At 70.0% G+C, this 23,448-nt stretch carries 30 protein-coding genes and 2 pseudogenes; 18 read left to right on the top strand and 14 right to left on the bottom strand.

The window, feature by feature from the left end; genetic code table 11:
• Window positions 1-218: 218 nt before the first annotated feature.
• The 3 genes and pseudogenes from BMW99_RS34575 to BMW99_RS34590 form a co-directional block, all read left to right on the top strand.
• Window positions 219-2,192: a glycoside hydrolase family 15 protein gene (locus tag BMW99_RS34575; RefSeq protein ID WP_069462885.1), complete on the top strand. Its 1,974-nt coding sequence runs from the start codon at window positions 219-221 to the stop codon at window positions 2,190-2,192.
• A 118-nt stretch (window positions 2,193-2,310) separates the two neighbouring features.
• Window positions 2,311-3,135 (top strand): DedA family protein, encoded by an 825-nt coding sequence (locus tag BMW99_RS34580; protein ID WP_069462884.1) that lies wholly within the window; start codon window positions 2,311-2,313, stop codon window positions 3,133-3,135.
• A gap of 172 nt (window positions 3,136-3,307) precedes the next feature.
• Window positions 3,308-4,027 (top strand): annotated as a pseudogene (locus BMW99_RS34590) (IS481 family transposase); the annotation flags it as partial.
• Between the two features lie 5 nt (window positions 4,028-4,032).
• Here the strand turns inward: BMW99_RS34590 and BMW99_RS34595 are convergent.
• The 10 genes from BMW99_RS34595 to BMW99_RS34640 form a co-directional block, all read right to left on the bottom strand.
• The gene (locus BMW99_RS34595) at window positions 4,033-5,067 is read right to left on the bottom strand and encodes an iron-containing redox enzyme family protein (protein WP_069462882.1); all 1,035 of its coding nucleotides are present in this window, start codon (window positions 5,065-5,067) and stop codon (window positions 4,033-4,035) included.
• Window positions 5,064-5,336 (bottom strand): CDGSH iron-sulfur domain-containing protein, encoded by a 273-nt coding sequence (locus BMW99_RS34600; protein ID WP_069462881.1) that lies wholly within the window; start codon window positions 5,334-5,336, stop codon window positions 5,064-5,066. Before BMW99_RS34600 ends, BMW99_RS34595 begins: the two co-directional genes overlap by 4 nt.
• A 19-nt stretch (window positions 5,337-5,355) precedes the next feature.
• Window positions 5,356-6,039: a HemK2/MTQ2 family protein methyltransferase gene (locus tag BMW99_RS34605; RefSeq protein ID WP_069462880.1), complete on the bottom strand. Its 684-nt coding sequence runs from the start codon at window positions 6,037-6,039 to the stop codon at window positions 5,356-5,358.
• A 357-nt stretch (window positions 6,040-6,396) separates the two neighbouring features.
• Window positions 6,397-8,250, bottom strand: a complete 1,854-nt coding sequence (locus BMW99_RS34610) for a complex I subunit 5 family protein (protein WP_069462896.1) — start codon at window positions 8,248-8,250, stop codon at window positions 6,397-6,399.
• 13 nt (window positions 8,251-8,263) lie between these two features.
• The gene (locus tag BMW99_RS34615; protein ID WP_069462879.1) at window positions 8,264-8,608 is read right to left on the bottom strand and encodes a sodium:proton antiporter; all 345 of its coding nucleotides are present in this window, start codon (window positions 8,606-8,608) and stop codon (window positions 8,264-8,266) included.
• A complete protein-coding gene (locus BMW99_RS34620; protein WP_069462878.1) occupies window positions 8,605-9,399 on the bottom strand; it encodes an MnhB domain-containing protein in 795 nt (264 codons plus the stop codon). Before BMW99_RS34620 ends, BMW99_RS34615 begins: the two co-directional genes overlap by 4 nt.
• Window positions 9,400-9,402: 3 nt before the next feature.
• On the bottom strand, window positions 9,403-9,705 hold the full coding sequence (locus tag BMW99_RS34625) for a Na(+)/H(+) antiporter subunit B (protein WP_069462877.1): 303 nt from the start codon (window positions 9,703-9,705) through the stop codon (window positions 9,403-9,405).
• Window positions 9,702-10,028 carry a cation:proton antiporter gene (locus BMW99_RS34630; protein WP_069462876.1) on the bottom strand — a complete coding sequence of 109 codons (327 nt, stop codon included), beginning with the start codon at window positions 10,026-10,028 and terminating at the stop codon, window positions 9,702-9,704. Before BMW99_RS34630 ends, BMW99_RS34625 begins: the two co-directional genes overlap by 4 nt.
• A gap of 1 nt (window position 10,029) precedes the next feature.
• Entirely contained in the window at window positions 10,030-10,320 is a 291-nt protein-coding gene (locus BMW99_RS34635) for a monovalent cation/H+ antiporter complex subunit F (protein ID WP_069462875.1), read from the bottom strand.
• Window positions 10,317-10,796 carry a hypothetical protein gene (locus tag BMW99_RS34640; protein WP_177226138.1) on the bottom strand — a complete coding sequence of 160 codons (480 nt, stop codon included), beginning with the start codon at window positions 10,794-10,796 and terminating at the stop codon, window positions 10,317-10,319. Before BMW99_RS34640 ends, BMW99_RS34635 begins: the two co-directional genes overlap by 4 nt.
• Window positions 10,797-11,185: 389 nt before the next feature.
• Here BMW99_RS34640 and BMW99_RS34645 point away from each other — a divergent pair, with 389 nt between their 5' ends.
• The 11 genes from BMW99_RS34645 (at window position 11,186) to BMW99_RS34695 (ending at window position 17,437) form a co-directional block, all read left to right on the top strand.
• Complete coding sequence (locus BMW99_RS34645; RefSeq protein WP_069462873.1) at window positions 11,186-11,509, top strand: gas vesicle protein GvpO; 324 nt, start codon at window positions 11,186-11,188, stop codon at window positions 11,507-11,509.
• A 38-nt stretch (window positions 11,510-11,547) separates the two neighbouring features.
• Window positions 11,548-12,003 (top strand): gas vesicle protein GvpJ, encoded by a 456-nt coding sequence (gvpJ, locus tag BMW99_RS34650; protein WP_069462872.1) that lies wholly within the window; start codon window positions 11,548-11,550, stop codon window positions 12,001-12,003.
• Between the two features lie 3 nt (window positions 12,004-12,006).
• A complete protein-coding gene (locus BMW99_RS34655; protein WP_069462871.1) occupies window positions 12,007-12,735 on the top strand; it encodes a GvpL/GvpF family gas vesicle protein in 729 nt (242 codons plus the stop codon).
• A 1-nt stretch (window position 12,736) separates the two neighbouring features.
• Complete coding sequence (locus BMW99_RS34660) at window positions 12,737-13,000, top strand: gas vesicle protein GvpG (protein WP_069462870.1); 264 nt, start codon at window positions 12,737-12,739, stop codon at window positions 12,998-13,000.
• Window positions 13,000-13,692: a histone protein gene (locus BMW99_RS41620; RefSeq protein WP_176735444.1), complete on the top strand. Its 693-nt coding sequence runs from the start codon at window positions 13,000-13,002 to the stop codon at window positions 13,690-13,692. Before BMW99_RS34660 ends, BMW99_RS41620 begins: the two co-directional genes overlap by 1 nt.
• Before the next feature lie 6 nt (window positions 13,693-13,698).
• Window positions 13,699-14,682 carry an SRPBCC family protein gene (locus BMW99_RS34670; protein WP_075018185.1) on the top strand — a complete coding sequence of 328 codons (984 nt, stop codon included), beginning with the start codon at window positions 13,699-13,701 and terminating at the stop codon, window positions 14,680-14,682.
• A gap of 15 nt (window positions 14,683-14,697) precedes the next feature.
• Window positions 14,698-15,054: a gas vesicle protein gene (locus BMW99_RS34675; RefSeq protein ID WP_069462868.1), complete on the top strand. Its 357-nt coding sequence runs from the start codon at window positions 14,698-14,700 to the stop codon at window positions 15,052-15,054.
• Window positions 15,054-15,935 (top strand): GvpL/GvpF family gas vesicle protein, encoded by an 882-nt coding sequence (locus BMW99_RS34680; protein ID WP_141726065.1) that lies wholly within the window; start codon window positions 15,054-15,056, stop codon window positions 15,933-15,935. The genes BMW99_RS34675 and BMW99_RS34680 overlap by 1 nt, the downstream gene beginning before the upstream one ends.
• Before the next feature lie 20 nt (window positions 15,936-15,955).
• Window positions 15,956-16,165: a gas vesicle protein gene (locus BMW99_RS34685; RefSeq protein ID WP_456049154.1), complete on the top strand. Its 210-nt coding sequence runs from the start codon at window positions 15,956-15,958 to the stop codon at window positions 16,163-16,165.
• Window positions 16,162-16,446, top strand: a complete 285-nt coding sequence (locus tag BMW99_RS34690; RefSeq protein ID WP_069462866.1) for a gas vesicle protein K — start codon at window positions 16,162-16,164, stop codon at window positions 16,444-16,446. Before BMW99_RS34685 ends, BMW99_RS34690 begins: the two co-directional genes overlap by 4 nt.
• 100 nt (window positions 16,447-16,546) lie before the next feature.
• Window positions 16,547-17,437 carry a SigB/SigF/SigG family RNA polymerase sigma factor gene (locus tag BMW99_RS34695; RefSeq protein ID WP_075018186.1) on the top strand — a complete coding sequence of 297 codons (891 nt, stop codon included), beginning with the start codon at window positions 16,547-16,549 and terminating at the stop codon, window positions 17,435-17,437.
• Between the two features lie 140 nt (window positions 17,438-17,577).
• On the opposite strand, the gene BMW99_RS34700 is transcribed toward BMW99_RS34695, so the two are convergent.
• On the bottom strand, window positions 17,578-18,078 hold the full coding sequence (locus BMW99_RS34700; RefSeq protein ID WP_069462865.1) for a hemerythrin domain-containing protein: 501 nt from the start codon (window positions 18,076-18,078) through the stop codon (window positions 17,578-17,580).
• A gap of 308 nt (window positions 18,079-18,386) precedes the next feature.
• Between BMW99_RS34700 and BMW99_RS42420 the strand changes: the two genes are divergently transcribed.
• The 3 genes and pseudogenes from BMW99_RS42420 to BMW99_RS34710 form a co-directional block, all read left to right on the top strand.
• A complete protein-coding gene (locus tag BMW99_RS42420; protein WP_245791753.1) occupies window positions 18,387-18,692 on the top strand; it encodes a YhjD/YihY/BrkB family envelope integrity protein in 306 nt (101 codons plus the stop codon).
• The gene (locus BMW99_RS34705) at window positions 18,662-19,393 is read left to right on the top strand and encodes a YihY/virulence factor BrkB family protein (protein WP_245791754.1); all 732 of its coding nucleotides are present in this window, start codon (window positions 18,662-18,664) and stop codon (window positions 19,391-19,393) included. Before BMW99_RS42420 ends, BMW99_RS34705 begins: the two co-directional genes overlap by 31 nt.
• Window positions 19,390-19,632: pseudogene (locus BMW99_RS34710) on the top strand (LLM class F420-dependent oxidoreductase); the annotation flags it as partial. The gene BMW99_RS34705 and the pseudogene BMW99_RS34710, both read left to right, overlap by 4 nt.
• A 613-nt stretch (window positions 19,633-20,245) precedes the next feature.
• Here the strand turns inward: BMW99_RS34710 and BMW99_RS34715 are convergent.
• Window positions 20,246-21,235, bottom strand: coding sequence for a helix-turn-helix transcriptional regulator (locus tag BMW99_RS34715; RefSeq protein ID WP_069462893.1), 990 nt, complete (start codon window positions 21,233-21,235; stop codon window positions 20,246-20,248).
• Window positions 21,236-21,327: 92 nt separating this feature from the next.
• Between BMW99_RS34715 and BMW99_RS34720 the strand changes: the two genes are divergently transcribed.
• Window positions 21,328-21,726, top strand: coding sequence for a VOC family protein (locus BMW99_RS34720; protein WP_069462863.1), 399 nt, complete (start codon window positions 21,328-21,330; stop codon window positions 21,724-21,726).
• Between the two features lie 124 nt (window positions 21,727-21,850).
• Here BMW99_RS34720 and BMW99_RS34725 read toward each other — a convergent pair whose 3' ends face one another.
• Together BMW99_RS34725 and BMW99_RS34730 are read right to left on the bottom strand one after the other, a co-directional pair.
• The gene (locus BMW99_RS34725; RefSeq protein ID WP_069462862.1) at window positions 21,851-22,276 is read right to left on the bottom strand and encodes a hypothetical protein; all 426 of its coding nucleotides are present in this window, start codon (window positions 22,274-22,276) and stop codon (window positions 21,851-21,853) included.
• Between the two features lie 833 nt (window positions 22,277-23,109).
• Window positions 23,110-23,448 (bottom strand): hemolysin III family protein (locus BMW99_RS34730; RefSeq protein ID WP_245791755.1); only part of this gene is annotated, 339 nt, incomplete at its 5' end.

Consider the following 23,448-nt stretch of genomic DNA (forward strand, 5'->3'; position numbering starts at 1 on the left):
CATCCGGAATATTCGGAGGACACCCTCCAGTTTCTTCCCGATGAATTGAACCGGCTCGAGGGACTCCAGCCAGCCCCATCGTGCCGACGCCACCGGCTGAACAGGAGATCGGCATGCAGTCTCCCGACGCTGCATCGAGGGAAGCATCTTCGGACAAGGGCTACGCCGTCATACCCTTGCCACGAGTCGCCTCCGCGGACCGTCCGTCGACAGGGACTATGCCGACAGCCGACGGCTCCTTCGGTCCGGCCGCCGCCCCGCATTCCTTTCCCGCCATCGCCGATTACGCGATTCTGTCGGACTGCGAGAACACCTGCCTCGTGGCACCGGGCGGAGCGGTGGAGTGGCTGTGCCTTCCTCGCCCGCACGATCCCAGTGTGTTCGGCACGCTACTCGACCGATCCGCTGGATCTTTCCGGCTGGGTCCCGCCGATGCACAGGTCCCCGCCAGTCGCCGCTATCTTCCCGGGACCAAAGTCCTGGAGACCACCTGGCAGACGCGCACAGGCTGGCTGGTCGTCACCGATTTCCTCGCTGTCGGCCCCTGGCACCGCAGGCAGGAACGCTCGATCGTCCATCGCCGCACACCGGGCGACTTCGACGCCGAACACGTCCTGATCAGGATCGCCACCTGCGTGTACGGCAGCGTGGAGACCGCTCTTGCTTGCGAACCGAGTTTTGACTACGGCCGGACCGGCGCGACCTGGGAGTACACCGCAGCAGGCTACGAGGAGGCCGCGACCACCATCTCGGACCCCGTTCGGCTGCGGATGAGCGGGGACCTACGGCTCGGGCATGAGGGCCGGGCCGTGCACGCCCGACACCGCCTGCAGGCCGGGGAATCGTGCTTCGCCGCCCTGGGCTGGGGCACTCGCCCGCTGCCGGCCGACCTCCTTGAAGCGCGCGAGATGCTGGCACACACCGAGCGCTTCTGGCGCGAATGGCTGGATGCGGCCGCCTTCCCGGACCACACCTGGCGGGAACCACTGCAACGCAGCGCCCTCACACTCAAAGCCCTCACCTACACACCCACGGGTGCTCTCCTGGCCGCCTCGACCACTTCTCTGCCCGAGCAGCCGGGCGGCGAGCGCAATTGGGACTACCGCTACACCTGGATCCGCGACGCGTCCTTCACACTCTGGGCCCTGCACAGCCTGGGTCTGGATTCTGAGGCCGACGACTTCCTCGCTTTCCTCGCCGACACCCTCGAGGCCCCCGGCCACGAGGGCACACCGGGCGAACTTCAGGTGCTCTACGGCGTCGACGGCGCCCGGGAAGTGACCGAGTCGCTGCTGAGTCATCTTTCCGGCTACGACGGCTCCCGGCCCGTGCGCATAGGCAACGCCGCCCACGACCAGGATCAGCACGACATCTATGGCGCGGTGGTTGATTGCGTCTATCAACACACCCGCAACAGGGACGCGCTGTCCGAACGCTCCTGGCGTCTCGTCCTGGTCGCCGTCGAGGCCGCTCTCGATCGCTGGCGCAAACCCGATCGCGGCATCTGGGAAGTGCGGGGCGAACCGCGTCACTTCACCCACTCGAAGGTCATGTGCTGGGTTGCCGCCGACCGCGGCTCACGGCTCGCCGCGCTACGCGGGGACACCGACCGCGCCGCGCGCTGGCACGCGGCCGCCGCGGAGATCCACGCCGACGTCCTCGCCAACGCCGTTGACGAGCGAGGCCGCCTCACCCAGTACTACGGCGCCGACGGGTTGGACGCCTCCCTGCTGCTCCTCCCCCTCTTCCGTTTCCTGCCGTGCGACGACCCCCGTTTGCGCAGCACGGTCCTGGCCATCGCGGACGAGCTCACCGAGGACGGTCTCGTCCTGCGGTACCGCACCGAGACCACCGACGACGGTTTGAACGGAGCCGAGGGAAGCTTCCTCGCCTGCTCGTTCTGGCTCGTCTCCGCCCTGGTCGAAATAGGCGAGACCGGGCGCGCCCAAGCACTGTGCGAACGCTTGCTCGCAGCATCCAGCCCGCTCGGCCTGTACGCGGAGGAGCTCGACCCCGGGACAGGCCGGCACCTCGGCAACTTCCCCCAGGCACTCACGCATCTGGCCCTGATCAACGCCGTGATGCACCTCGTCCGCGCAGAACAAGAGGTGTACGTCGGCGGCTGGCCCCCCGCGAGCGGCGGGGCAGCCGGGCCCGGTCCGGTCCCTCCGACTGTCCGTGACCCACGATGAACTCCCCGGCACTCTGTGTCACCCGCGTCCGGCGCCTGCTGTACGACGTCGTCGCCGGAAAAGCCCTTCACCGGGCGGCTGATCCAGGAACCGAGCGCATGACAGCGAACCACCCCCGATGAACCTCAACGCGTTCGTCGAGACCGCCGGCCCCTGGTCCTACGTCATCGTGTTCGCCCTCACCGTCGGGGAGACCAGCGCCTTCACAGGAGTTGTGCTCCCCGGCGAGACCCTCATCTTGCTCGCCGGAGCCTTGGCCGGCCAGGGAGAACTCGATCCGGTCGCTCTGGCCGCCGCCGTCGTCGGCGGAGGAGTCATAGGCGACAGCGCCGGCTTCGCCCTGGGCCACTGGTACAAACACCGGCGCAGCGCAGACCGGTTGCGCCGCCGCCTCCGTCCCGTCAGTGGCATCGACCACGCCCGGGACTTCCTGCTGCGCCACGGCGGGGTGGCCGTCTTCACCGGCCGCTTCGTCGGAGTCGTGCGTTCCTTCCTTCCTTTCGCAGCGGGTGCGGCCGACATGCGCTACCGCCGGTTTCTGGCCTTCAGCGCCGCTGCCTCACTCGTGTGGGGTGTGGGAAACGTCCTCGCGGGTTACTTCCTCGGCGCTGCGGCGGAAAGGGTGTTGCACACCGCGGGGCTGGTGGGTGCCTTCGGCGCGGGTCTGCTCGCGGCGGCAACGGTTCTCGTCGTTCGGCTCCGGCATCACCGGGCCACCCCCTCCTCGAAGGCGACAGCGGCAGGCGACCGCGAGAGCGTCGAGGTGTCGCGCCGGCGCCATCGAGGAAGCAGGGCCGGAGCCCCGCCGTGCGCTGTCGTCTTTGGCGACTGGATGCACCGCAGGCGCCGGCCGACACACGGGGTGAGTGAGCAGCGTGTTCTCAGCCGCCACCGCCCGGTGCACCCTCGTCGAGGCGGGAAGGCCAAACGCCCTGCGGGCTGACCTAAAGAGTTCCAGGCTCGCCGTCGGCAATGAACCGCGTCAGGGATGCCTCCAGCAGTTCCAGGAAATGCCGCAGGTCGTCGGCTACCTTGTCGAGCTCTGGTTCGTCCTGTGATGCCGTCCGCGTCCGATAAACCGACCCGTCAGGGCCCGCGACGTAGGACAGGCCGCCGCTCGGATCGGCCCGATCCTGGGCCTGCCTGCCTCGACCGTGCACCGGATCCTGGCCCGTCACGGCCTGAACCGGCTCGCCTGGCTGGACCGGCCCACCGGCGAGCCGATACGGCGCTACGAACGCGAGCGGCCGGGCGAACTGGTCCACGTCGACATCAAGAAACTCGGCAACATCCCCGACGGCGGCGGCTGGCGCACTGTCGGCAGAAGCGCCGGTGCCCGCAACCGGCAGGCCACCACCAACCTACGCAAAAGCAGCAAGCCGGTGATCGGCTACAGCTTCGTCCACTCCGCCGTCGACGACCACTCCCGCCTGGCCTACAGCGAGATCCTCCCCGACGAACGCCAGCACACCGCGATTGCCTTCTGGACCAGAGCCCACGCCTTCTTCACCGCCCTCGGCATCACCGTCGAACGCGTCCTGACCGACAACGGCTCCTGCTACAAATCCAAGCTCTTCACCCGCGCCCTGACCGCGGCCGGCATCGCCCACCAGCACATTCGTCCCTACCGGCCACAGACCAACGGCAAGGTCGAACGCTTCAACCGCACCCTGCTCGAGGAATGGGCCTACCTACGGCCCTACACCAGCACCACCGAGCGAACCGCCGCCCTGGCAGACTTCCTCCACACCTACAACCACCACCGCGCCCACACCGCACTCGGCGGCCAACCACCCATCACTCGAGTCAACAACCCTGCGGGTCAATACACCTAGCCCGCTCATCCGCGGACCGGACCGGACCGGACCGACAGACGGCCGGTCGCCAGGGCGGAGCTGCCCTCCCGCCAGGCGGCCAGCAGATGGTCGGCCACCCGGTTGTCGAGGAAGGCGGTGACGTCCGCCCCGAAGGCCACGTCCGCGTCGAGATCCGGTTCGTCGGCGAGCAGGCCGCCGACCACCTCACGGCGCACGACCTGCTCGTGCACGGCGTCCGCTTCGACGTGTTCGGCGTAGAAGTGCTCCGCGGCAGGTCCCGCCTGCGTACGCCGCATCGCCGCCGCGAGGCGGCGCGACGCGGGCGACGAGGTGACCTCCACCGACGCGAAATGCCCTACCAGCGCCCCTCGCAGCTCCCGACGCAGGCCGAAGAGCGTCATGACGTTGACCGTTGCCAGCACGGCGGCCGGTGCCACCGCGAGGTAGTGGCCGTAGTCCGTGCGGAGTTCGAGGTCGGCCATGAGGTCGGCGAAGAGCTGGGCGTGGATGTTCTCCGCCCTACCGGCGCCGAACTCGTCGTACTCGACGGCCACCATCCCGGCCTTCGCCCGGCCCCGCAGCCGGGGTATGACCCACGCGTGCGGGTCGGCCTCCTTGAGGTGGTACAGCGAGCGCAGCACCGCGTACTCGCGCAACTGCCAGGGCTCACCATGGTGTTCGAGGTGATACGCCACGCTGCGGCTGTGGTCGGTGGACTCCACCAGCAGATCGCCGAACGCCTCGTCGGCGGTCCGGCGGGGCACGTCGGCACGCAACGCGGACAGGAAACGCTCTTCCAGAGCTTGCCGCAGCGGCATCAACCCGGGGTCCCACTCCCGGTCCTCCGCGACGTCGGCGAAACCGCGGTAGTGCAGCTCGTACAGCAGGTAGAGGGCGAGTTGGAGATCTTCCCCGTACGCGTCGGCCTCGGCCGCTGCGGCGGGCTCCGGTGCGGCGCACCGCGCGTCGGTCAGGGCGTTCGCCAGACCTGCGGACAGCGCACCGCGGGGGGCGGGCAGCTGCGGAGGCCGCACGGGATGGTGAGCGGCGACGTTCATCGGTGGCCTCTCGATCGCGGGCGGCCCTGTTCGCCTTCGCCTTGCCGCTCTCCCGATGCGTCTTGCTGCTTCCCCGGTGCGTGGTGCACGGCGTCGGGCGCTGCCTTCTGGTGGGCGCGGTGACTGGTGTCGCACCACGGATAGGTCCGGCTGCGGCGGCATGTGCATATCGCGACGACGAACCGGTCGGAGACGACCGCGGTGCCGTCCTCGGCGACGACCTCCACGGGCCCCTCGATCAGCACCGGGCCGTCGCGGTCGACGGTCACGCGCCGCGGTATACGCGGGTCAGGTGCGTTCGGCACGGATGATCACCAGCTCTTCCTTGTCCTCGTCGGGGCCCATCAGGCCCTGGTCCCGCAGCCACGGCAGGCGCCGGCTGAGGACCGGGCCGAGGGGCACCCGGGCGCGGTCGGTGACCGAGCAGGCCAGGCCCGCGTCCGTCAGCCGCTCCAACGTGGTCTCGCTGTCGCACAGCTGGGAGTGGACGAGCAACAGCACACCGTTCGGGCTCAGGAGGGAGGGAGCCCGCGAGCAGATCCTGTCCACCACGTGCCGGCCGTCGTGTCCTGCGTCCCAGGCCCGGGCCGGGCCCGACAGCGGGGGCCGTTTCGCCGGGGCGGGCACGTACGGCGGGTTGCTGACCACGACGTCGAAGCTCCGGCCGGGCCAGGGCAGCGACAGGTCGCCGTGCCGGACCCGCACGCGCTGCCCCGCGCGTGCGGCGTTGACCTTCGCCGTGACCACCGCCCGCCAGGAGATGTCCGTGGCGGAGACCTGGGCGCCCATCGAGGCGGCGAGCACGGCGAGGGCGCCGCTGCCCGTGCCCAGGTCCAGGACGTCCGTGCCCGTTCGCACGCCTTCCGCCCGAAGTGCCCGCGCGAGCAGGATCGTGTCGGCCTGCGGGGCATACACGCCGGGGAGCGTCCACAGGCCGGCAAAGGGGCTGGGCTGCAGGGCAGCGGCGGTCATGCGGGCCTCCCGGGGCGGTGGCGCGGCAGCGCGATCGCCTGTCCGCGCACCGTGCGGCCGGTGCGCCGATGCCGTCGATCAGTCGGCATGGGCGACCGGCGCGACGCGATTCGACGCCTTCGAGTGATCCATAGGTGGCGACTTCCCAGCCCGGCGATCCGGAAACACAGGCCAGGCACGGTGAGCTGCGATGCGTCACTCTGTGTGGCTGTCCGGCGGGAGCTCGCGCCCTGCCGGACACGCGGCCGTGCACGTGGGGCGCGCAGTGGCCGGAGGTCTCCAGCCCGCGGGCCTGGACCCTCAGTATCGTCCCTGATGGCCACCGGACCCAAGGTGGTCAGCGACCGCGCTGCGGAGCTACATCTGTGCGCCGATCGCCACCAGAAGCACCGCGACCCCGGCCGTCAGCCACATGATGTAGTCGCCGAGCAAGCCGGAGTGCAGGCGGCGCACGGGCATCACGGCCCGCCGCTCCAGGCGCTCCGCGAGTGTACGTGCCCGGCGTACGGGAGCCCGTCGCGAGCCCGGTGCCAGGACGGCCGTCGCGGCCAGCGCCAGGGCCAGCCCGGTGGACAGCAGGCCGAGCAGTACGCCCGTCGTGGTCCACCCGGTGTCGGGAACGGCGGGTGGGGGCGGCGCGGGCAGAGCCAGAACGTTCGCCAGGTACCCGGCGTGGTCGATGAAGGCCGCGGCCCCCGCGGCGAGGGCGGCGCCCACCGCCGGCACGGCCCCGACGCACAGGCAGCCGGCCAGCAGCAGGGCGGGAACGGCGGTCATGGTGCGGGGAACGGACCTTTGGGGGTCGCGCAGTTCGGGCTCCTCACCTTCACCGCTGGTCTCGACGTCGGCGTGGCTGCGCCTGGGCGCGGGACCCGTCCCGAAGAAGACCCGCAGGCCGACTCGCAGTACCGCGCCGCCGGTGACCGCGGACACCAGGACGTACAGGGCCGGCAGCCACGGGGACTGCTCGGCCGCCGCGTGCTCGGCGACCGCCTTGCCCAACGCGATCCCGAAGGGCGGCAGTCCGGCCAGAGCCAGTCCTCCGACCAGAAACAGCACTCCCGCGCCGCGCAGTTCACGGCCCCGGCCGTACAGGGTGTGCTCGTCCACCGACCCGTATCGGTCGAGCAGCACGCCGGCCAAACCGAACAGCGCCGCCTTGGCCCCGGCGTGCCCCGCCACGTACAGGGCGGTGCCGGCGGCCCCTTCCGGGCTGAGAAGACCGAGCCCGAGCAGGAACAGACCGGTGTGCCCGATGGTGGAGAACGCCAGGAGCCGCTTGATGTGGCGCTGCTGCCAGCACACCACGGCCCCGAGCAGCGCGGTCACCGCTCCCGCGGCGATCATGGTGTGCCGGAACGCCCCCGGCGGGATGCCGTGGGCGCCGGCGAAGATCGTGGTGTAGACGCGGGCCGTGCCGTACACGCCCAACTCCACCATCACTCCGGATAGCAGCATGCACACGGGAGTCGGTGCCACGGCGTGCGCGTCGGGCAACCAGAAGTGGAACGGCACGATCGCCGCCTTGACGAGCAGGCTCGTGACGATCAGGACGAACGCGGTGACCAGGAGCGCGTCGGGCCGGTGCCGGGCAAGCTCGGCACCGATCTGCGCCATGCCCAGCTCCCCGGTGCGCGCGTAGATCAGTCCGATGCCCAGGAGCGAGGCATAAGCGGCGAGGGAGTTGACGATCCCGAAGGTCAGCGCGCCGTGCAGGGGTCGGGGGTCCTCGATCCTGTACCCGGTGAGCGCGTAGGCCACGACGCCCATCAGCTCGAAGAAGACGAAGGCGTTGAACAGGTCGCCGGTGAGGGCGAATCCGCACATGCCGGCGTCGAACAGCAGCAGGAGCGCCGGAAAGGCTCCCGGATGGCGGGCCGGAGGCTCGTCGAAGTAGCGCCAGGAGTAGGCCAGGGCCGCGAGCACGAGCAGCGCCGCGAGGAGGGCCAGACCGATTCCCAGGCGGTCGCCGACGAGCACGATGCCGACGCTGTGGCCTTGCGCGATGTGCCAGCCGCCGGCCCAGGACACCACCCTGCCGTGCCCGGCCCGCGCCCAGGCCGCCGTGGCCGTCACACACGTGAGGACGCCGAAGGCACAGGCCACCGCGTCGGTGACGGCCCGCGGCAGCAGCCGTCCCGCGACGACCAGCACGGCCGCGCCGATGAGCGGCGCGGCCACGGTCAGCGGCAGCAGATCGACGGTGCGGATCACGGCCGCCGGCTCACCCCCTGAGCCCGGTCAGCTCTTCGGGATCGAGTGTCCCGTAGCGTTTGCGGACCTGGATGACGAGGCTGAGCAGCAGCGCCGTCACCGTCGCGCCGACGACGACGTCCGTGAGGACGAGGGCCTGGACCACGGGGTCGACGACCGGTGTGCCCACCGGGACGTCGGAGAACACCGGCGCGGTGGCGGCCCTGCGGAACCCGACGCCGAGCAGCAGCACGTAGGTGGAGGACTGCGCCACGGCGAGGCAGCCGACGGCGTGGACGAGGTTCCTGCTGGTGACCATGCCGTACACGCCGACGAGGAAGATCCAGCCGGCGGCGAGGAAGGGGAGCAGATTCACGGCGCCTCCGGCGGGTGACGGTCGTCTGGCGCCTGTGAGCCGTCCGGTGGGAGGCGGTCCTCCTGCGGGGACTCGATCTCCACGGCCTGGTCGAGGAACTGGGCGAGGAGCACCACGACGCCGGAGGCGACCTCCACGCCGACGGCGGCGTTCACCAGAGGCACCAGTCCGCCCGAGGCGAGCTGGTTGAAGGTGCCCAGCGGCAGGACGTTCTGCAGGTACGCCGCACCCGCGACGAGGCCGGCCAGGCCGAGTGCGGTGAAGGCGCCCGCGGCGGCGGCGTCGACCGCGCCGAGAGCCGCCAGCGGCCGCACGCGGCGCAGCACCCGGTAGTCGGCGGCGAGATAGGCGAGGTGCAGACCGGTGGCCAGCACCACTCCGCCCTGGAATCCGCCGCCGGGGCTGAGCTGGCCGTGTCCGACGACGTAGACGCCGACGAGCAGCGTCACGGGCAGCAGTCCCGCGCCGAGCAGCAGTGTGGTGGGCAGGACCCGCCCGGGCACGGGGTCCTCGCGGTCCTCGTCACGGGCCTGGCGCAGCAGCACAACCGCGCCCAGCACGGCGCCGAACAGGATCGACTCCTCCCCCAGGGTGTCCAGAGCCCGCTGGTCGAAGTTGATGGAGGACACCACGTTGGCGGTGTGCCGCCGGACCGAGGCGTCGACAGCCCTGCTGCCATAGGGATGGTGAGCGGTGCCGAACGCGGGAAGGCCGGTGGACGCCCAGACGAACGCGACGGCGAAGACCGCCGCGGCGGCCAGGAAGAACGCGGTGCGCACTCGGCGGGTCACCGTTCACCCGCCCTTGCGGGGACGGTCACCGCGCCCGGCATCGTCGCGACGGCCGGCCCTGCGGACCTTCCGCACCGCCACCAGGATCAGCAGCGGGGTCAGCGCGGTGCCGACGGCCAGTTGGGACAGGGCGACGTCGGGCGCCTGGACCACGACGAACAGCACGGTCAGACACAGCCCCAGGCCCGCCAGGACGGCTGCCTGGCGTACGGGGTCGCGCGTGAGGACGGCGGCGGTGGCCGCGGCGGTGACCAGCACCAGCGCGATCACGACCAGGGCGTCGACCCCCGCGGAGATCCCCGTCATGCCGGCGGCTCGCTGCCGGTGCCCGAAGCCGTGGCGTCCACGGCCGACGTCTCCGTGACCGTCCGGCCGATCGCGATGCCGACGGCCGGGCCGGTCACCGCCACCAAGGCGCCGATCACCAGGAACTTGACCGCCGCCCGGCCCGGCCCGGTGTCCACGGCCAAGGCGGCGGCCATCAGCGGCAGCCCCAAGGAGGTCGCCGGCGTCAAGGCGTGCAGACGCTGGTACGGCCCTGGCAGTACCAGCAGCGCGACGGCCGAGATCAGGAACGCCGCCAGCCCGCAGAACAGCAGGACGAGGACGACCGCGTGCCGTGCCTCCATGTCAACTCCTCCGGGTGCGGGCTTTGCGGGCCTCGGGACGGCCTCCGCCTGCGAGACACCGGCAGAACACCAGCGTTCCGGCCGGGGAGAGCACCGCGAGCACCAGCGCCACGTCGACGTACGAGGTCCGCTGGACGCCGCGCGCGACCAGCAGGCAGACGCCGACGGCAACCGTGCCGCCCAGGGTGATTCCCATGAGCCGCTGCGCCGGGTCACCGGTGCACGCGCGCCACAGGCACGGACCCATGCCCGCGGCCAGCAGAACGCACGCGGCGACCAGCCAGACGTTCACGTCAACCGCCGTCCAGGCAGGGCCCGCTCCACCGGCGACACCGGGAAGTCGAGCAGGTGCATCGTCAACTCCGCACCCTTCTGCGGTCCTTCGGCCGGTCTGATGTCGATCACGCAGGCGCCGGGGCTGGCCGACAGAAGCGCCGCTGCGGCAGCCGGGCTTACGCCGGGATCCACACTCAGCCGCACCGTCCCTCCCGCGTTCTGCCCTCCGCGCAGTCGCCGGATCACCGCCACCGCCAGCCGGCCCGTCTCCTGGAGCAGCGCCGCAGGAAAGGACGCCGCTGCGGGGGCCAGCGCGCGCAGGCCGCCCAGTCCTGGGTGCTCGGCCCGGCGCACCGCGTCCGCGCCGACGGCACCCAGCAGAGCCCCGGCGGCCCCGAGGCCCAACTCCGCCTCGGTGACGGTGGAGATGAACACGAGAAAGAGCACGAACAACAGGGCCCACCAGACCAGCAGACACCGCACCGTCGCCATGACGCCTGCCATCCTCGCCACCCCCTCCGCCGGGTCAGGGAACCGGTATACCGGCAGCACCGCGGCGGATGCCGCTGCCGGAGCGGACACGCCAGCCCGCTCCACTCCTATGCGTCGCCGAGCGGCGAGCCGCCCGCATGGCCCCGCTGACGGACTTCCGTAGCAGCCCGCATGCCCCTGGGCTCGCCGTCCATGCCGACAGGGCCAGAAGCCCCTGGCACGATCGGCGTCACCCTGCTTCCGGGATCAACCGATGACGGCCGCCGATCCGCCCCGCTCACCGGCCGGCGCAGGGTGCGCGTCAGCCCTTCCCGACCCGGCAATGACGGCCCACACCGATGGGTCAGCACGGCGTGCGGCGTCGTCGGAGAGTCCGGAGACTCTGAGGCATGGCAGAACAGCGTCCCGCCCGTAGCCGGCCTGCGAACCGCCGGCCAGCGTCCCGCTCGCACCGCGTGTCGAGCGCGGCCGACGCTGCCGAGTCCGCTGCCGACAGCCTCGCCGGGCTGATCCGTCACCCGGTGGACGGCGCCTCGTCCGTGGCCCGGACGGATGACGACGGCTGGCGTGTGGGAGTCGACGTGGTGGAGGTTCCCCGCATCCCGGACACCACCAGTCTCATGGCCACGTACGAGGTGGAGCTGGGTCCCGACGGGACGGTGCGGAGCTATCACCGGACGCGTCGCTACCGCCGGTCCGAAGCTGACGACTGACCTTCCCCCTCTGACGCCAACCCAAGGAACGTGCCGCCGTGACCGTCATCACCGACGAAGTTGTCTGCGCTCCCCGGGCGGGGACCCTGTACGACGTCCTGGACCTGATCCTCGATCGCGGCATCGTCATCGACGCGTTCGTGAGGGTCTCCCTGGTCGGCATCGAGATCCTCAAGATCGACGCGCGAATAGTCGTGGCCAGCGTCGACACCTATCTGCGGTTCGCCGAGGCGTGCAACCGCCTCGACCTGGAGCACGACGCCAGCAGCCGGACGGTTCCCGAGCTCTTCGGGGGCGCGAGTTCCGGTGCGGCCAAGAGCGCTGGCAAGGCGGGCGCGAAGAAGGCGGCGCGTTCGGTCGGCAAGAAGGCCAAGGAGGTCCTCGGCGTGGACGGCGACGACGAGGACGACGGCAAGCGGTCGTCCCATCGCCGCTCCGGCTCACGCGCCGGAAGCAGCAGGGCACGTTCAGGACGACGCACCGAGGAGGACTGAGCTGTGGGCGTGTACATCTACGGCGTGGCCGGTGCTTCGCCGCGTATCCCGGCCGGCCTGCGGGGTGTCGGCAAACCACCGGCCGCGCTTCGGCGCGTCGTGGCGAACCGCGTGACCGCGGTGGTGAGCGCCGCCCCGGACCATCTGCGCGCGTACCGCAGGGACCTGCAGGCGCATCAGAACGTGCTCATGGCGTTCGCCGACCAGGGGCCGGTGCTCCCGATGCGCTTCGGCGTGGTGGTCGCCGACGAGGACGCGGTCCGCGCCCGACTGGAAGAGGGCGGCAAGGAGTACGAGGCGGCCCTGGACCGCGTGGCGGACCGTGTGGAGATGAACGTCAAGGTGAGCGCCGCGGAGGGCGACCTCGCCGAGATCGTGCAGCAGGATCCCCGGGTGCAGCAGCTGCGTCATCAGGCGCGGCGCCGACCCGGATACGAGATCAACCTCCGCCTCGGGGAGGCCATCGCGACGGCCATCGGACGGCGCGCCGCGCAGGCCGCAGCCCAGGTGTCAGCCGTACTGACCCCGCTGGCCGACGACGTCCGCAAAGGGCCCGAGGTGACCGGGTGCGTGCTCAACATGTCGTTCCTCATCCGGGCCGACGCCGTGGAGCAGTTCCGCGCGGAGACCGGCAGGCTGGCCAACCGCCACATGGCACACGCCGTCCTGCAGCTCACCGGCCCACTCCCCTGCTACAGCTTCGCAGTCGCAGTCGTACCGGAGCCGGTGTGACATGGGCCTTCTCAAGGGGCTGCTGCTCCTGCCCTTGGCGCCCGTTCACGGCGTGAGCTGGGTCTCCGGCGTGATCCTGGACGCCGCCGAACGGGAGGCGTACGACCCGGCGGTGATCCGAGCCCAGCTCGGCGCACTCAACAAGGCCTTCGATGAGGGCGAGATCGACTCCGAACACTTCGAGCGGGCGGAGGAACGGCTGCTGGACCTGCTCGACCACCAAGTGAGCCGCACCCGCGCTCGCCACCCCGGAGGGACACCCTGATGGACACACCGTGCAGGACGGCTGTGGCCGCGGCGATCGCCGGAGGATACGTCCTCGGGCGTACGCAGAAGGCGAAACTGGCCTTCGCCATCGCCACCTATCTGGCCGGGCGCCGGTTCGGCCTCGCGCCGCAGCAACTGGCCAACGAGGGCCTCCGGCAGCTCCGTGAGAATCCCAAGCTGGAGCCGCTGCGCGAGCAGATCCGCGGCGAGCTTCTGACCGCGGCCCGGTCCGCGGCCTCCTCCTCCAGCGAACGCTACTTCACCTCCCTCGCCGACAAGCTGCGCGCACGAGGGAACGGTGCCGTCGACGAGGAATGGCCCGAGGACGAGCCCGAAGAGGGCGACGAGCCCGAGGAGGGCGAGGAGGGCGAGGAGGAGGCACCGGAGGACGAGGAAGCGTCCGACGAGGAGGAAGAGGAGAAGCCGCGGCGACGGCGTCCCTCCGGCGAAGAGCGGGACCGCGGCACCGGCAGACGCAGGAGGCCACCGCGGGCCGCCAAGAAGACCGCGGCGAAGAAGGCGGCATCGAAGAAGGCGGCTCCCGCCAAGAAGGCGGCGTCGAAGAAGACCGCCCCGGCACGGAAGAAGTCAGCCGACAAGGCCCCGGCGCGCAAGACCGCGGCGAAGAAGGCCACATCGAAGAAGACCGCCTCGGGCAGCCGCGCCCGCGGCTCACGACAGGGGCGGTGACCGGCCATGGCACAGCAGACGAAGAAGAAGCCCGCGGACGAGGACGCCGAAGGCCCCAGCGGGCTGGATGACCTTCGCCAGGAACTCAACCGGTACCTCAGCGGCGCGACCCAAGGCTGGATCGACAAGGCCGGCGACGTGATCACGGACCTCACCGACCGCCTCCACGACATGGCGGAGGGCGAAGGGGGCCTGGCCGAGGCGGGTTCGCGCGTGCTGCGCGGCGAGAACCCGGTCAAGGCGCTGATGTCGCAGAAGGTCAAGGACACCAAGGACAGCGTCGTGGGCAAGGTGAAGGACACGTTCTCCGGAGGCGGGGGCGGCGGCAAGGGCAAGGGCAGCACCATCAAGGCGACGAACATCGTGGAGTTCCTCGATGTCGGCGTCCCCGTGCGCACCGCGTACGACCACTGGACCCAGTTCGAGGAGTTCAGCAGCTTCACCAAGGGCGTCCGCAGCGTGTCGCAGAACGACGAGACGGAGTCGGACTGGAACGTCAAGGTGGGCCCGTCCAGCCGCAGTTGGAAGGCCACCATTCAGGAGCAGGTGCCGGACGAACGCATCGTCTGGACGTCCGAGGGCGCCAAGGGAAGCACCCACGGCGCGGTCAGCTTCCACGAACTCGGTCCGAACCTGACGCGGATCCTCGTCGTCGTCGAGTACTTCCCCGCCGGCTTCTTCGAGAAGACGGGAAACCTGTGGCGGGCGCAGGGCCGGCGACTGCGCCTGGACCTCAAGCACTTCGGCCGCTACGTCACGCTCGGCGTCGAGGAGGAGGTCGAGGGCTGGCGCGGCGAGATCCGTGACGGCGAGGTCGTCCGCACCCATGAAGAGGGGCTCGAGGACGACGAGCGCGAAGACGACGAGTACGAGGAAGAGGACGAGGACGAGGACGAGGACGGCGAGGACGCCCAGGAGGAGGACGACTGGGACGAAGACGAAGAGGTCGAGGACGAAGACGAGGACGAGAATGAGCGCGACGACGTATAAGGGTGGGTGCGGTCCATGACGCAACTGGACTTCACCCCTGCCGGGTCGGCCGCCTACACTCCCGGCCCGTCCACCACGAACCTTGCCGACATCCTCGAACGCGTGCTCGACAAGGGCATCGTCATCGCGGGAGACATCAAGATCGACCTCCTCGACATCGAACTGCTCACCATTCGGCTCCGGTTGTTCGTCTCGTCGGTGGAGACGGCCAAACGCGCAGGGATCGACTGGTGGGAGACGGACCCCGCGCTCTCGTCGCGTGCCGCCGAGAGCGCGCTCGCCCAGGAGAACCGGGAGCTCCGGGAACGCGTCGCGGCGCTGGAAGAGGGCGCCGGGGACGATGACGGCGGCGAGACCGGGGAGGGGTCGTGATGCCGGGGCTGCCCCGGACGACCCCGGGCAGGTCCGCCGATCAGCCGTGCTCCGACGTCGCCTCCGCACTGTGGGTCTTCGCGGTGTGCCACGCGGGCGCCTTCGCCGAACTGCCCTCAGGCGCAGGTCATCCCGAGGGCGGTCCGGTCACGCTGCTCAGGCTCGACGACCTGCTGTCGGCTGTCGTTCAGGACGTCCCGTCGAGCCGATTCAGCGAGGAAGTTCTGAAGCAACGGCTGGCGGACCCAGGCGAGTTGGAGAGCTGTGCTCGGACCCATCATCGAACGGTGACGGCCGCCGCGGAGCACGGCCCCGTGGTGCCACTGCCCCTGGCCACGTTGTTCAACGGCGAGGCCCGCGCACGGGCCGCGCTCTGCGCCCGGCTGCCCCATTTCCACGCGGCGCTGACACGCGTGCGGGGACGCGAGGAATGGGCGGTCAAGGTGTCGCTACGGCAGACCGGGACGGCGAGTGCGCCGTCGGCTCCCCAGGACGCCCCGGGTGGGCAGGCGGGGGCCGGGCGCGCCTACCTCACGCGCGTCCGTGGACGCGAGCGCGAGCGCGTGGCCCGGCACGAGCAGGCGGTCGCCGCGGCAGCACGGGTCCACCGCGCGGCGAGTGCCCTCGCCGTCGAGTCCGTGCAACGACGCCCGCACAGCCCGCAGATCACCGGGAAGGACCGTCTTCAGCTGATGAACGCCGCCTACCTGGTCGACCGCGGGCGCGCGCTGGACCTGGCCACGGTCCTGCAACGTGCGGGCGCCGACGCGGCGTCGGCAGACGTGGAGGTCGAGGTCTCCGGTCCCTGGGTGCCTTACTCGTTCACCGAGCCAGTAGAGGCACCGGACGACAGCCCCGAGCGCGCCGGCAGCCGGACGTGAGCGCCGCCGGCTCCGGCGTCGTGGCCTGGTCCGGTCCGGAGGCCGGCGCGCCCATCGGCGTTCCTCTCGTCGACCTCCTCGACCGCGTCCTGGGAACGGGCGTCGTGATCAGTGGCGACCTGGTGATCGCGATCGCCGAGGTCCCGTTGATCCGTCTGTCCCTGCACGCCCTCCTCGCGTCGGTCAGTGAACGCGTGCCGGCCCCCTGGAGTGACGGGGGTCCGCTGTGAACGCGCCCCGTGTGAACGTCGATCCCGATCACGCAGCTCGTGACCTGGTCTCCCTCGTGCTGACCCTGGTCGAGCTCCTTCGCCAGCTGATGGAGCGCCAGGCGATCCGGCGCATCGATGAGGGCGGCCTCACCGAGGACCAGGAGGAGGCGCTGGGCACGGCCCTGATGATGCTCGACCGCACCATGACCGAACTGTGCGAGCACCATGGTCTGAGCAGGTCGGACCTCGGCCTCGACCTGGGCCCCCTCGGGCCTCTGCTGGCTGATACCGAGTGGTGAAGCCCCAACGGCGAACTGACGCACGGGACTTCGATGATGCGTGCCACGACTCGTGTCGGGTAGGCGACGTTGACACACTCGGCGAACGTTGGGCGATCGCATGACGGTACCGACGCACGGGACAGGAACCACCACGACGCCGGCGCAGCCTGGCCACATCGTTCCACCCGTGGGCGGACTTCCGGTCGTCGAAGACGCGAGGAAGGTCACCGCGAGGGATGCCCGACAGCTGTCGAAGCTGTTCCTCGATCGGTTGCGGTCCCTGGACGAGGGCACCGCGGAGTACTCGTACGTGCGCGGCACGCTGATCGAGATGAACATGTCGCTGGTGCGATTCTCGGCGCGGCGGTTCCAGGGACGGGGCACCGAGGAGCAGGAGGACATACTCCAGGTCGGCGCTGTCGGGTTGATCAAGGCGATCGACCGGTTCGACCTGAGCCGGGAGGTGGAGTTCACCACCTTCGCGATTCCCTACATCGTCGGAGAGATGAAACGCCATTTCCGTGACACCACGTGGGCGGTACATGTGCCGCGCCGCCTGCAGGAGTTGCGCGTGCAACTGGCCAAGGCGAAGGAACGTCTGACGGCGGTGCTGGACGCCCCGCCCACCGTCGCCGAACTCGCCGCACACCTGGAGCTCACCGAGGACGAGGTCATCGACGGCCTGGTGGCCGCGAACGGCTACACCGCCGGTTCGATCGACCTGCCCACAGGCACCGAGGGCAGCGACGGCGAAGGCACCGGCCGCTCCTACGCCGACACCATCGGCGCCCCGGACCCAACCCTGGATCTGGTGGAGGACTTCCAAGCCCTCGCGCCTTTGCTGGCCGGGCTCGACGACCGGGAACGCCTGATCCTGCAGCTGCGGTTCGGCCAGGACATGACCCAGGCCGAGATCGGGGACGAACTCGGCTACTCCCAGATGCACATCTCCCGCCTGCTTTCCCGGACACTCAGCCGTCTGCGCCGCGGCATGCTCGCCAACCAATAGGCGTCAGGAGTGCCCCATCTGCCGCGCAAGCCGGCCGAGTCACCGGCCGAGCGCCTCGCGAAGCTCTGCCCCGTCGGCACCGGCGGATGTGCCCGAAACACCGGTCGCCTTCGCCCGTGTGTCCGCTGCCGCGAAGCGGCTCACCTGAACAGCGCGTCGGCCGCCTTCTTGAGTGCGCGGGGATGGGCGGGATTGCGCGGCGCCTTCTGCTTGGCTTCCAGCAACTCCTCGCCGATCTCCTGTAGTTCCTTGCGTCCCAGGGCGGCGCGCACTTTGGGGAACCACTCCCCTTCCTCCTCTCCCATGTGATGGTTCATCGACTCGATCAGGACCGTGGTCTTGGCGTCGAAGCGTTCGTCCCGCGGACTCATCAGCGCGAGTTCGGCGCAGAGCACGTCCGCCACGTGGTGTTCCTCGTAGCCCTCCAGGACGTCGCCGTCCACCTCGGGCACCAGTTCCCGCACCCGTGGGTACATGACCTGGTTCTCGATGTAGGTGTGTGCGGTCAGCTCTTCGATGATCTGCCGGACCAGCCTGCTCTTCGTCTTCGTGGCGCGCTCGCCGGCCGCCTCGAAGTCGCGGAAGAGCTTGCGTACGGCCTTGTGGTCTTCCTTCAGCAGCACGATGGCATCCGTGGACATGGCCGTTTCCCTTCTCTCAGGATCCGGGCCCTCGCTTTGGCCCCTGCCCCGCCACAGAGAAGCCATTCCCGCCACGGAGCCGAGCGCGGGGTTGCGCGCCGTAACTGTCAGTGACCACCTCAACCTGGCTCGTCGAACGGCGTGTAGCGGCCGGGCGCGGTTGAGCGAACGGCGCAGTCCTCGAACACGCTGAGCGATTTGCGGCATATGGTGCATACAGAGCGGCGGCCGAAAATGCGTTCTGAACTGGCAAGGATCCGCGGAACGGGCCGTACGGCCTGCGTCCTCATGAGCGGAGGAGACCAACGATGGCAGAACGAGAACCCGAGCGCGGTGCCACCGCTCACGGAGCCAGTCGGGCCGAGCAGGCACCCGGGAAACCGTCGGATCTCCCCCGCGGATCGTCACGCGAGATCCTGAAACGCACGTTCAGGGAGTACAAGGCCGACAACCTGCCCGACCTGGCGGCGGCACTCACCTACTACGCGATTCTCGCGATCTTCCCGGCCCTGCTGGCTCTCGTCTCGATCGTCGCCTGCTGGGCAAGTCGACAGCCAAGTCCCTTACCGACAACATCACCAGCGTGGCACCTGGTGCCGTCCGCTCCACGCTGACCAGCATCGTCGCTCAGGTGCAGGCCAGCGGCAACAAGGCAGTGATCCCCCTGATCATCGGAGTCGCGGTCGCCCTCCGGTCGGCGTCCGGATACGTGGCGGCCTTCATGCGGGCCGGCAACGCCGTCTACGACGTCGGCGAAGGACGCCCCGCGTGGAAGACACTGCCCATCCGGTTCTCGATCACGGTCTTCATCGTCGTCGCCATGGCCGCGATCTCGGTCGGCATCGTGTTCACCGGCAGCCTCGCGCGCAAGACCGGCAGCATCCTGGGCCTCGGCGACACGGCCGTGACCGTCTGGAACTACGCCAAATGGCCGGTCATGATCATCCTGTTCGCGCTGGTCGTCGCCGTCCTGCACTGGGCCGCCCCCAACGTCCGACACGGCTTCGCGTGGATCACCCGCGGCAGCCTGCTGAGTGTCGGCATCTGGGTCCTCGCATCGGCCCTCTTCGCCGTCTACGTCGCGAACTTCAGCAGCTACAACAAGACCTACGGCACCTTTGCCGGGATCATCGTCTTCCTGATCTGGCTGTGGATCTCCAACATCGCCCTGCTCCTGGGCCTGGAGTACAGCGCGGAAGCCGAACGCACCCGGGCCCACGAGGGCGGCCAACCGCTCGACGCAGAGCCCTACGTCGAGCCGCGCGACCCCCAACCCTTGACCCGTCACCTTCCCAAGATCGCGCGCGGAGGGTGAACGCGGACCTGCCTGGAACGGACGCCTTCGACGGCGCCACGCAGTTCGTCCGCCAGGAAGACGTCGCCGCGTCCATTCCCTGCGGCAAGGACGTGAACGACTTCGTCGCGGCGGTGCGCCCCTATGCGGACGCCGGTTTCGACGAGATAGCGCTGGTCCAGGTCGGCGGCGGCCACCAGAAACCGTTCCTCCGATGGGCCCAGGAGACGCTGCTGCCGGCTCTCCGCGAGTCGCTCTGACAAAAGGACACTGTCGTCGAGGTGGGCAAGGTCCGCGAGCGAGCGGTAGACGGCTTCGGCGTCCGACTCGACAGCAACCGCTCCACGGCCCGGGTCATCGCCTTTGCCTCCCGACCTGACCGTCAGGAGCGTCGAGGAGGCCGCATGGCCCGGCCACCCGCTCTGGAAGAGCCTTCTGCCCGCACCCCGGCTGGACTCGCATGTGGTCACGTTGCCGGCGTAGCACAGCTGAGCAGCTCGTCGAGTGCCGCCACCGGTGCCCTGGCCGGCGCGGTCTCGGGCCAGCAGACAGGGCACGAGACCGTTCCCGCGATTCGTCGCACTCTCGCTATCGGTTCTCGGAGCGAACGATGGCACCGGCTGGGCAACGGGACAGGATGTGCCGTGACTTGGCACCAGCCGATCGGCCCGGCCGCCGACGGGCAGCCCTGCCCGCGACGGTTTCGTTGGCCCTCGGCAGCGGGGCCCGCGGCGGGCCGGCGCCTACCGGAGATACCTGGTCGCCACGGTCGTGCGCTTGGCCGGCTGAGCCGTCGCGTCGATCGCTGCTGGGAGCCGCTCTGAGCACCGGCTGCCTCTAGGCGTGCCATCCCATGACATGGGTTCCTCGCTGTCAGACTCGGCGAGCATAGGACGTGAGGCGATCGGCGAGCGCGACGACAAGTTCGCGGAGTTCATCGGGGCGGTCGATGACGAACGGCCGGTCGAGTGCCGCGAGCACTGGAGGCAACCAGTCGAGCCGCTCTGCCCGCAGTTCGACGCGCAGCCAGCGCTCGGTCGTTCGGTCCTCGCCGGCCGCGGGCTCGTGCTCCTCGACGCTCGCGACGCTGATGGGAAGGCGGGCGCGGATCTGCTCAACCGTCCCGTGGATCCGCAACGTCACCTCATGCCGGTACCCGGCCGTGGCGAATCCTGACAACACGCGCTGTGCAGGAGCGGGACCCACTGGCGCTTCGAATGAGCCGGGCAGGGTCCGCGCGTCCGCGATGCGATCGAGCCGGAGGGTTCGATCCTCGCCGATCCGGGCGTCCTTGCCCGTGACGTACCAACGGCCCGCATGGGCGACGATCCCGTATGCGTGCAGTGTGCGTTCGCTGGGCCGTCCGTCACGGTCGGTGTAGCGGATCGAGACCGGTCGCCGGTGGCGCACCGCATCGGCGAGGGTAAGCAGGACCCCGGCGTCCGGGGTGTCGAACTCGCCGGGCTGGTCTGTGAAGGCGAGAGATTCCAGGAGTGGGTCGAGACGACGGGCGATGTGCTTGGGCAGCACTCGCCGGATCTTCGCCGACGCCGTCTCGTTTGCCGTGCGCTCCGTCGTCGTCAGCCCTGCCCGGCGGCCGGCGATCAGGCCGAGCAGCACGGCCAGCGCTTCGTCGTCGCTGAGCATGAGCGGAGGCAAGCGGTACCCGGGAGCCAGCCGGTACCCGCCGTAGCGACCGCGCACCGACTCCACGGGCACGTCCAGGTCGACCAGCTGGTCCACATACCGCCGCACCGTGCGCCCTTCGACGCCGAGACGGTCGGCGAGCTCGGCCACAGTCCGCGTGCCGCCCGACTGCAACAGCTCCAGGAGTGTCAGCACGCGGCCGGTGGGTCGAGGCATGTTCACAGCCTAACGCGAATACAGGACCGATTCTGTCCAGTATTTCTTCTAACCTGCGACGTGTACGCCTCCAGCACAGCCAAGGAGATCCCATGGACTTCATCTCGATCCGCATCATCACCGGCGACGTAGCGCGCCTCGTCGAGTTCTACGAGCGCGCCACAGGGGCGCAGGCGACGTGGGCCAACGAAGACTTCGCCGAACTCAACACCGCAGGCGCCACCCTCGCGATCGGGAGCACCCGCACCGTCCCACTGTTCGCCCCGGGCTCCGCCCGCCCGGCGGACAACCACAGCGTGATCACCGAGTTCCTCGTCGACGACGTGGACAGCACTTACAACAACCTGACCAGCTTCGTCACCGACTTCGTCACCAAGCCCACCACCATGCCCTGGGGTAACCGTTCACTGCTGTTCCGTGACCCCGACGGCAACCTCGTCAACTTCTTCACCCCCGTCACCCCAGAGGCCATCGAAAAGTTCGCACGCTGACGCCACGCACAGCCGCTCACGCGAGAGCCCTGAGATCCCAGGGCTCCCAGTGAACGCGGCCGCCGAATCCGCCAAGGCCACCGGACGGCAAGTTCTGAGCAGAGTCCCGGACCGCGGCGCAGTCTCAGCTGTCCACCCCGGCTTCCCACTTGCGTCGGCGCAGCTCGTGGTCGCTGAAGGGGTGTCGGCCCCGGTCGAGCAGTTCACCCACCTCCTTGTCGCCTCGCCCCGCGTCCGGTGACGGATGCCAGCGCTGCGCTGATTGCGCGGCCCAGGTGCGCAGCTTCAAGTCTTGGTCCTGGAACAAACCGACCGCCGCCCGTAGCGCCACGACGCCGCCGCACGCGTCGAGCAACCGGAATGCGCCGACGCGGACATGCCGCGGGCGCTCGGATCGGGTGCGTTCCAGTAGCCAGTCGGCGGGCAGTTCCTTCGCCGAGGGCAGCAGGGCGGCGTCCGCGCGGTTCCCGCACACGGCCAGCCCGATGACCGCACCGGGCGGCACCCCCGGGTCGCCGGGTGCCGTGCACGGCTCCCGGTACCAGGCCACCGGGTTACCTCCCGGGACGCCCTCGCCTGGTTTACCGGCGAGTCCTCCCTCGGCGAGCCAGCAGCGCGCGGCACCCAGCGCGAAGTGCTCGATGCCTTCCGCAACTGGGGTGACCTCGCCGCCACCACCGCGTCTACCGCCCTGGCCAAGGAGCGACGGGCGAGGCCAGCACCACCCTGGACCGCGACCACAGAGCCACCCTCCTGGCTCGCGCCGCAGCATACGAGGAGCACGCCTTCGAGGACTGTGCCGGTCTTCGGGCCTTCCGTATCCGGATGCGCGAGCGGGACCTCGTACCCCCAGCGCTCCCGGTCGACCTCGCGTTCGTCGAAACATCCGGGTTCCGCCGTCCTGCACCACTTCGACGATCCGCGCCTCCAAGAAAGCGGCGCCGGCCGGGGATGCGCCGATCGGCTGCGGCGCCCCGGTCAGCAGCCCCGGGCCGGTCAGCGGCATGAGTATCAGCTGCTCGTTGTCCTGAAGCAGCACGGACACCTCCCGGCCACCGATCCTTGCCACCTCCTGCGCGATCAGCCGTGCGATGAGGTGCGACGGCATCTCATGGGCCCGATTCAGCAACCAGCCGTATGCGGCCTTGGCGTTGTCCCAGAGCCAGGGCAAGTGAAGGCGGTCCGCTCCGGCTGGGCTGCCCCAGGCACGAGCTGACGATCGCAAGGAGCTGGAGTGGAGCATCCCTGGCTCCATGCGGAACAGCAGATCGTCGACCGTCATCGGATGCGGCGGCGGGCGAGGGCCGGGAAGGTCGGCACGTAGAGGCGACAGCTGTCGCCCGGTCTTCAAGGCCCTCGTGCGCTCAGTGACTGCGGCACTCGTTAGGTGGCTGCCAGGAGGATGGCTGTGTAGTGCGTGGTGAAGGCCGCGATGGTGAGGGCGTGGAAGACCTCGTGGAAGCCGAAGCAGCGCGGTGAGGGGTTGGGGCGTTTGAGTCCGTAGACGAGGGCACCTGCGGTGTAGAGCAGGCCGCCGGCGAGGATGAGGGCGACGGTGGTGGTGCCGCCGGTGCGGGCGAAGTCGGGCAGGTAGAAGACCGCCGCCCAGCCCAGGGCGATGTAGCACAGGGTGTAGAGCCAGCGTGGGGCCTTGATCCACCAGACGCGGAAGGCGATACCGGCCGCGGCTCCGGTCCATACCAGGGATAGCAGCACCGTCTG

Origin of the sequence: Actinacidiphila rubida (assembly GCF_900110255.1) — a bacterium.
GTDB classification, from domain to species: domain Bacteria; phylum Actinomycetota; class Actinomycetes; order Streptomycetales; family Streptomycetaceae; genus Actinacidiphila; species Actinacidiphila rubida.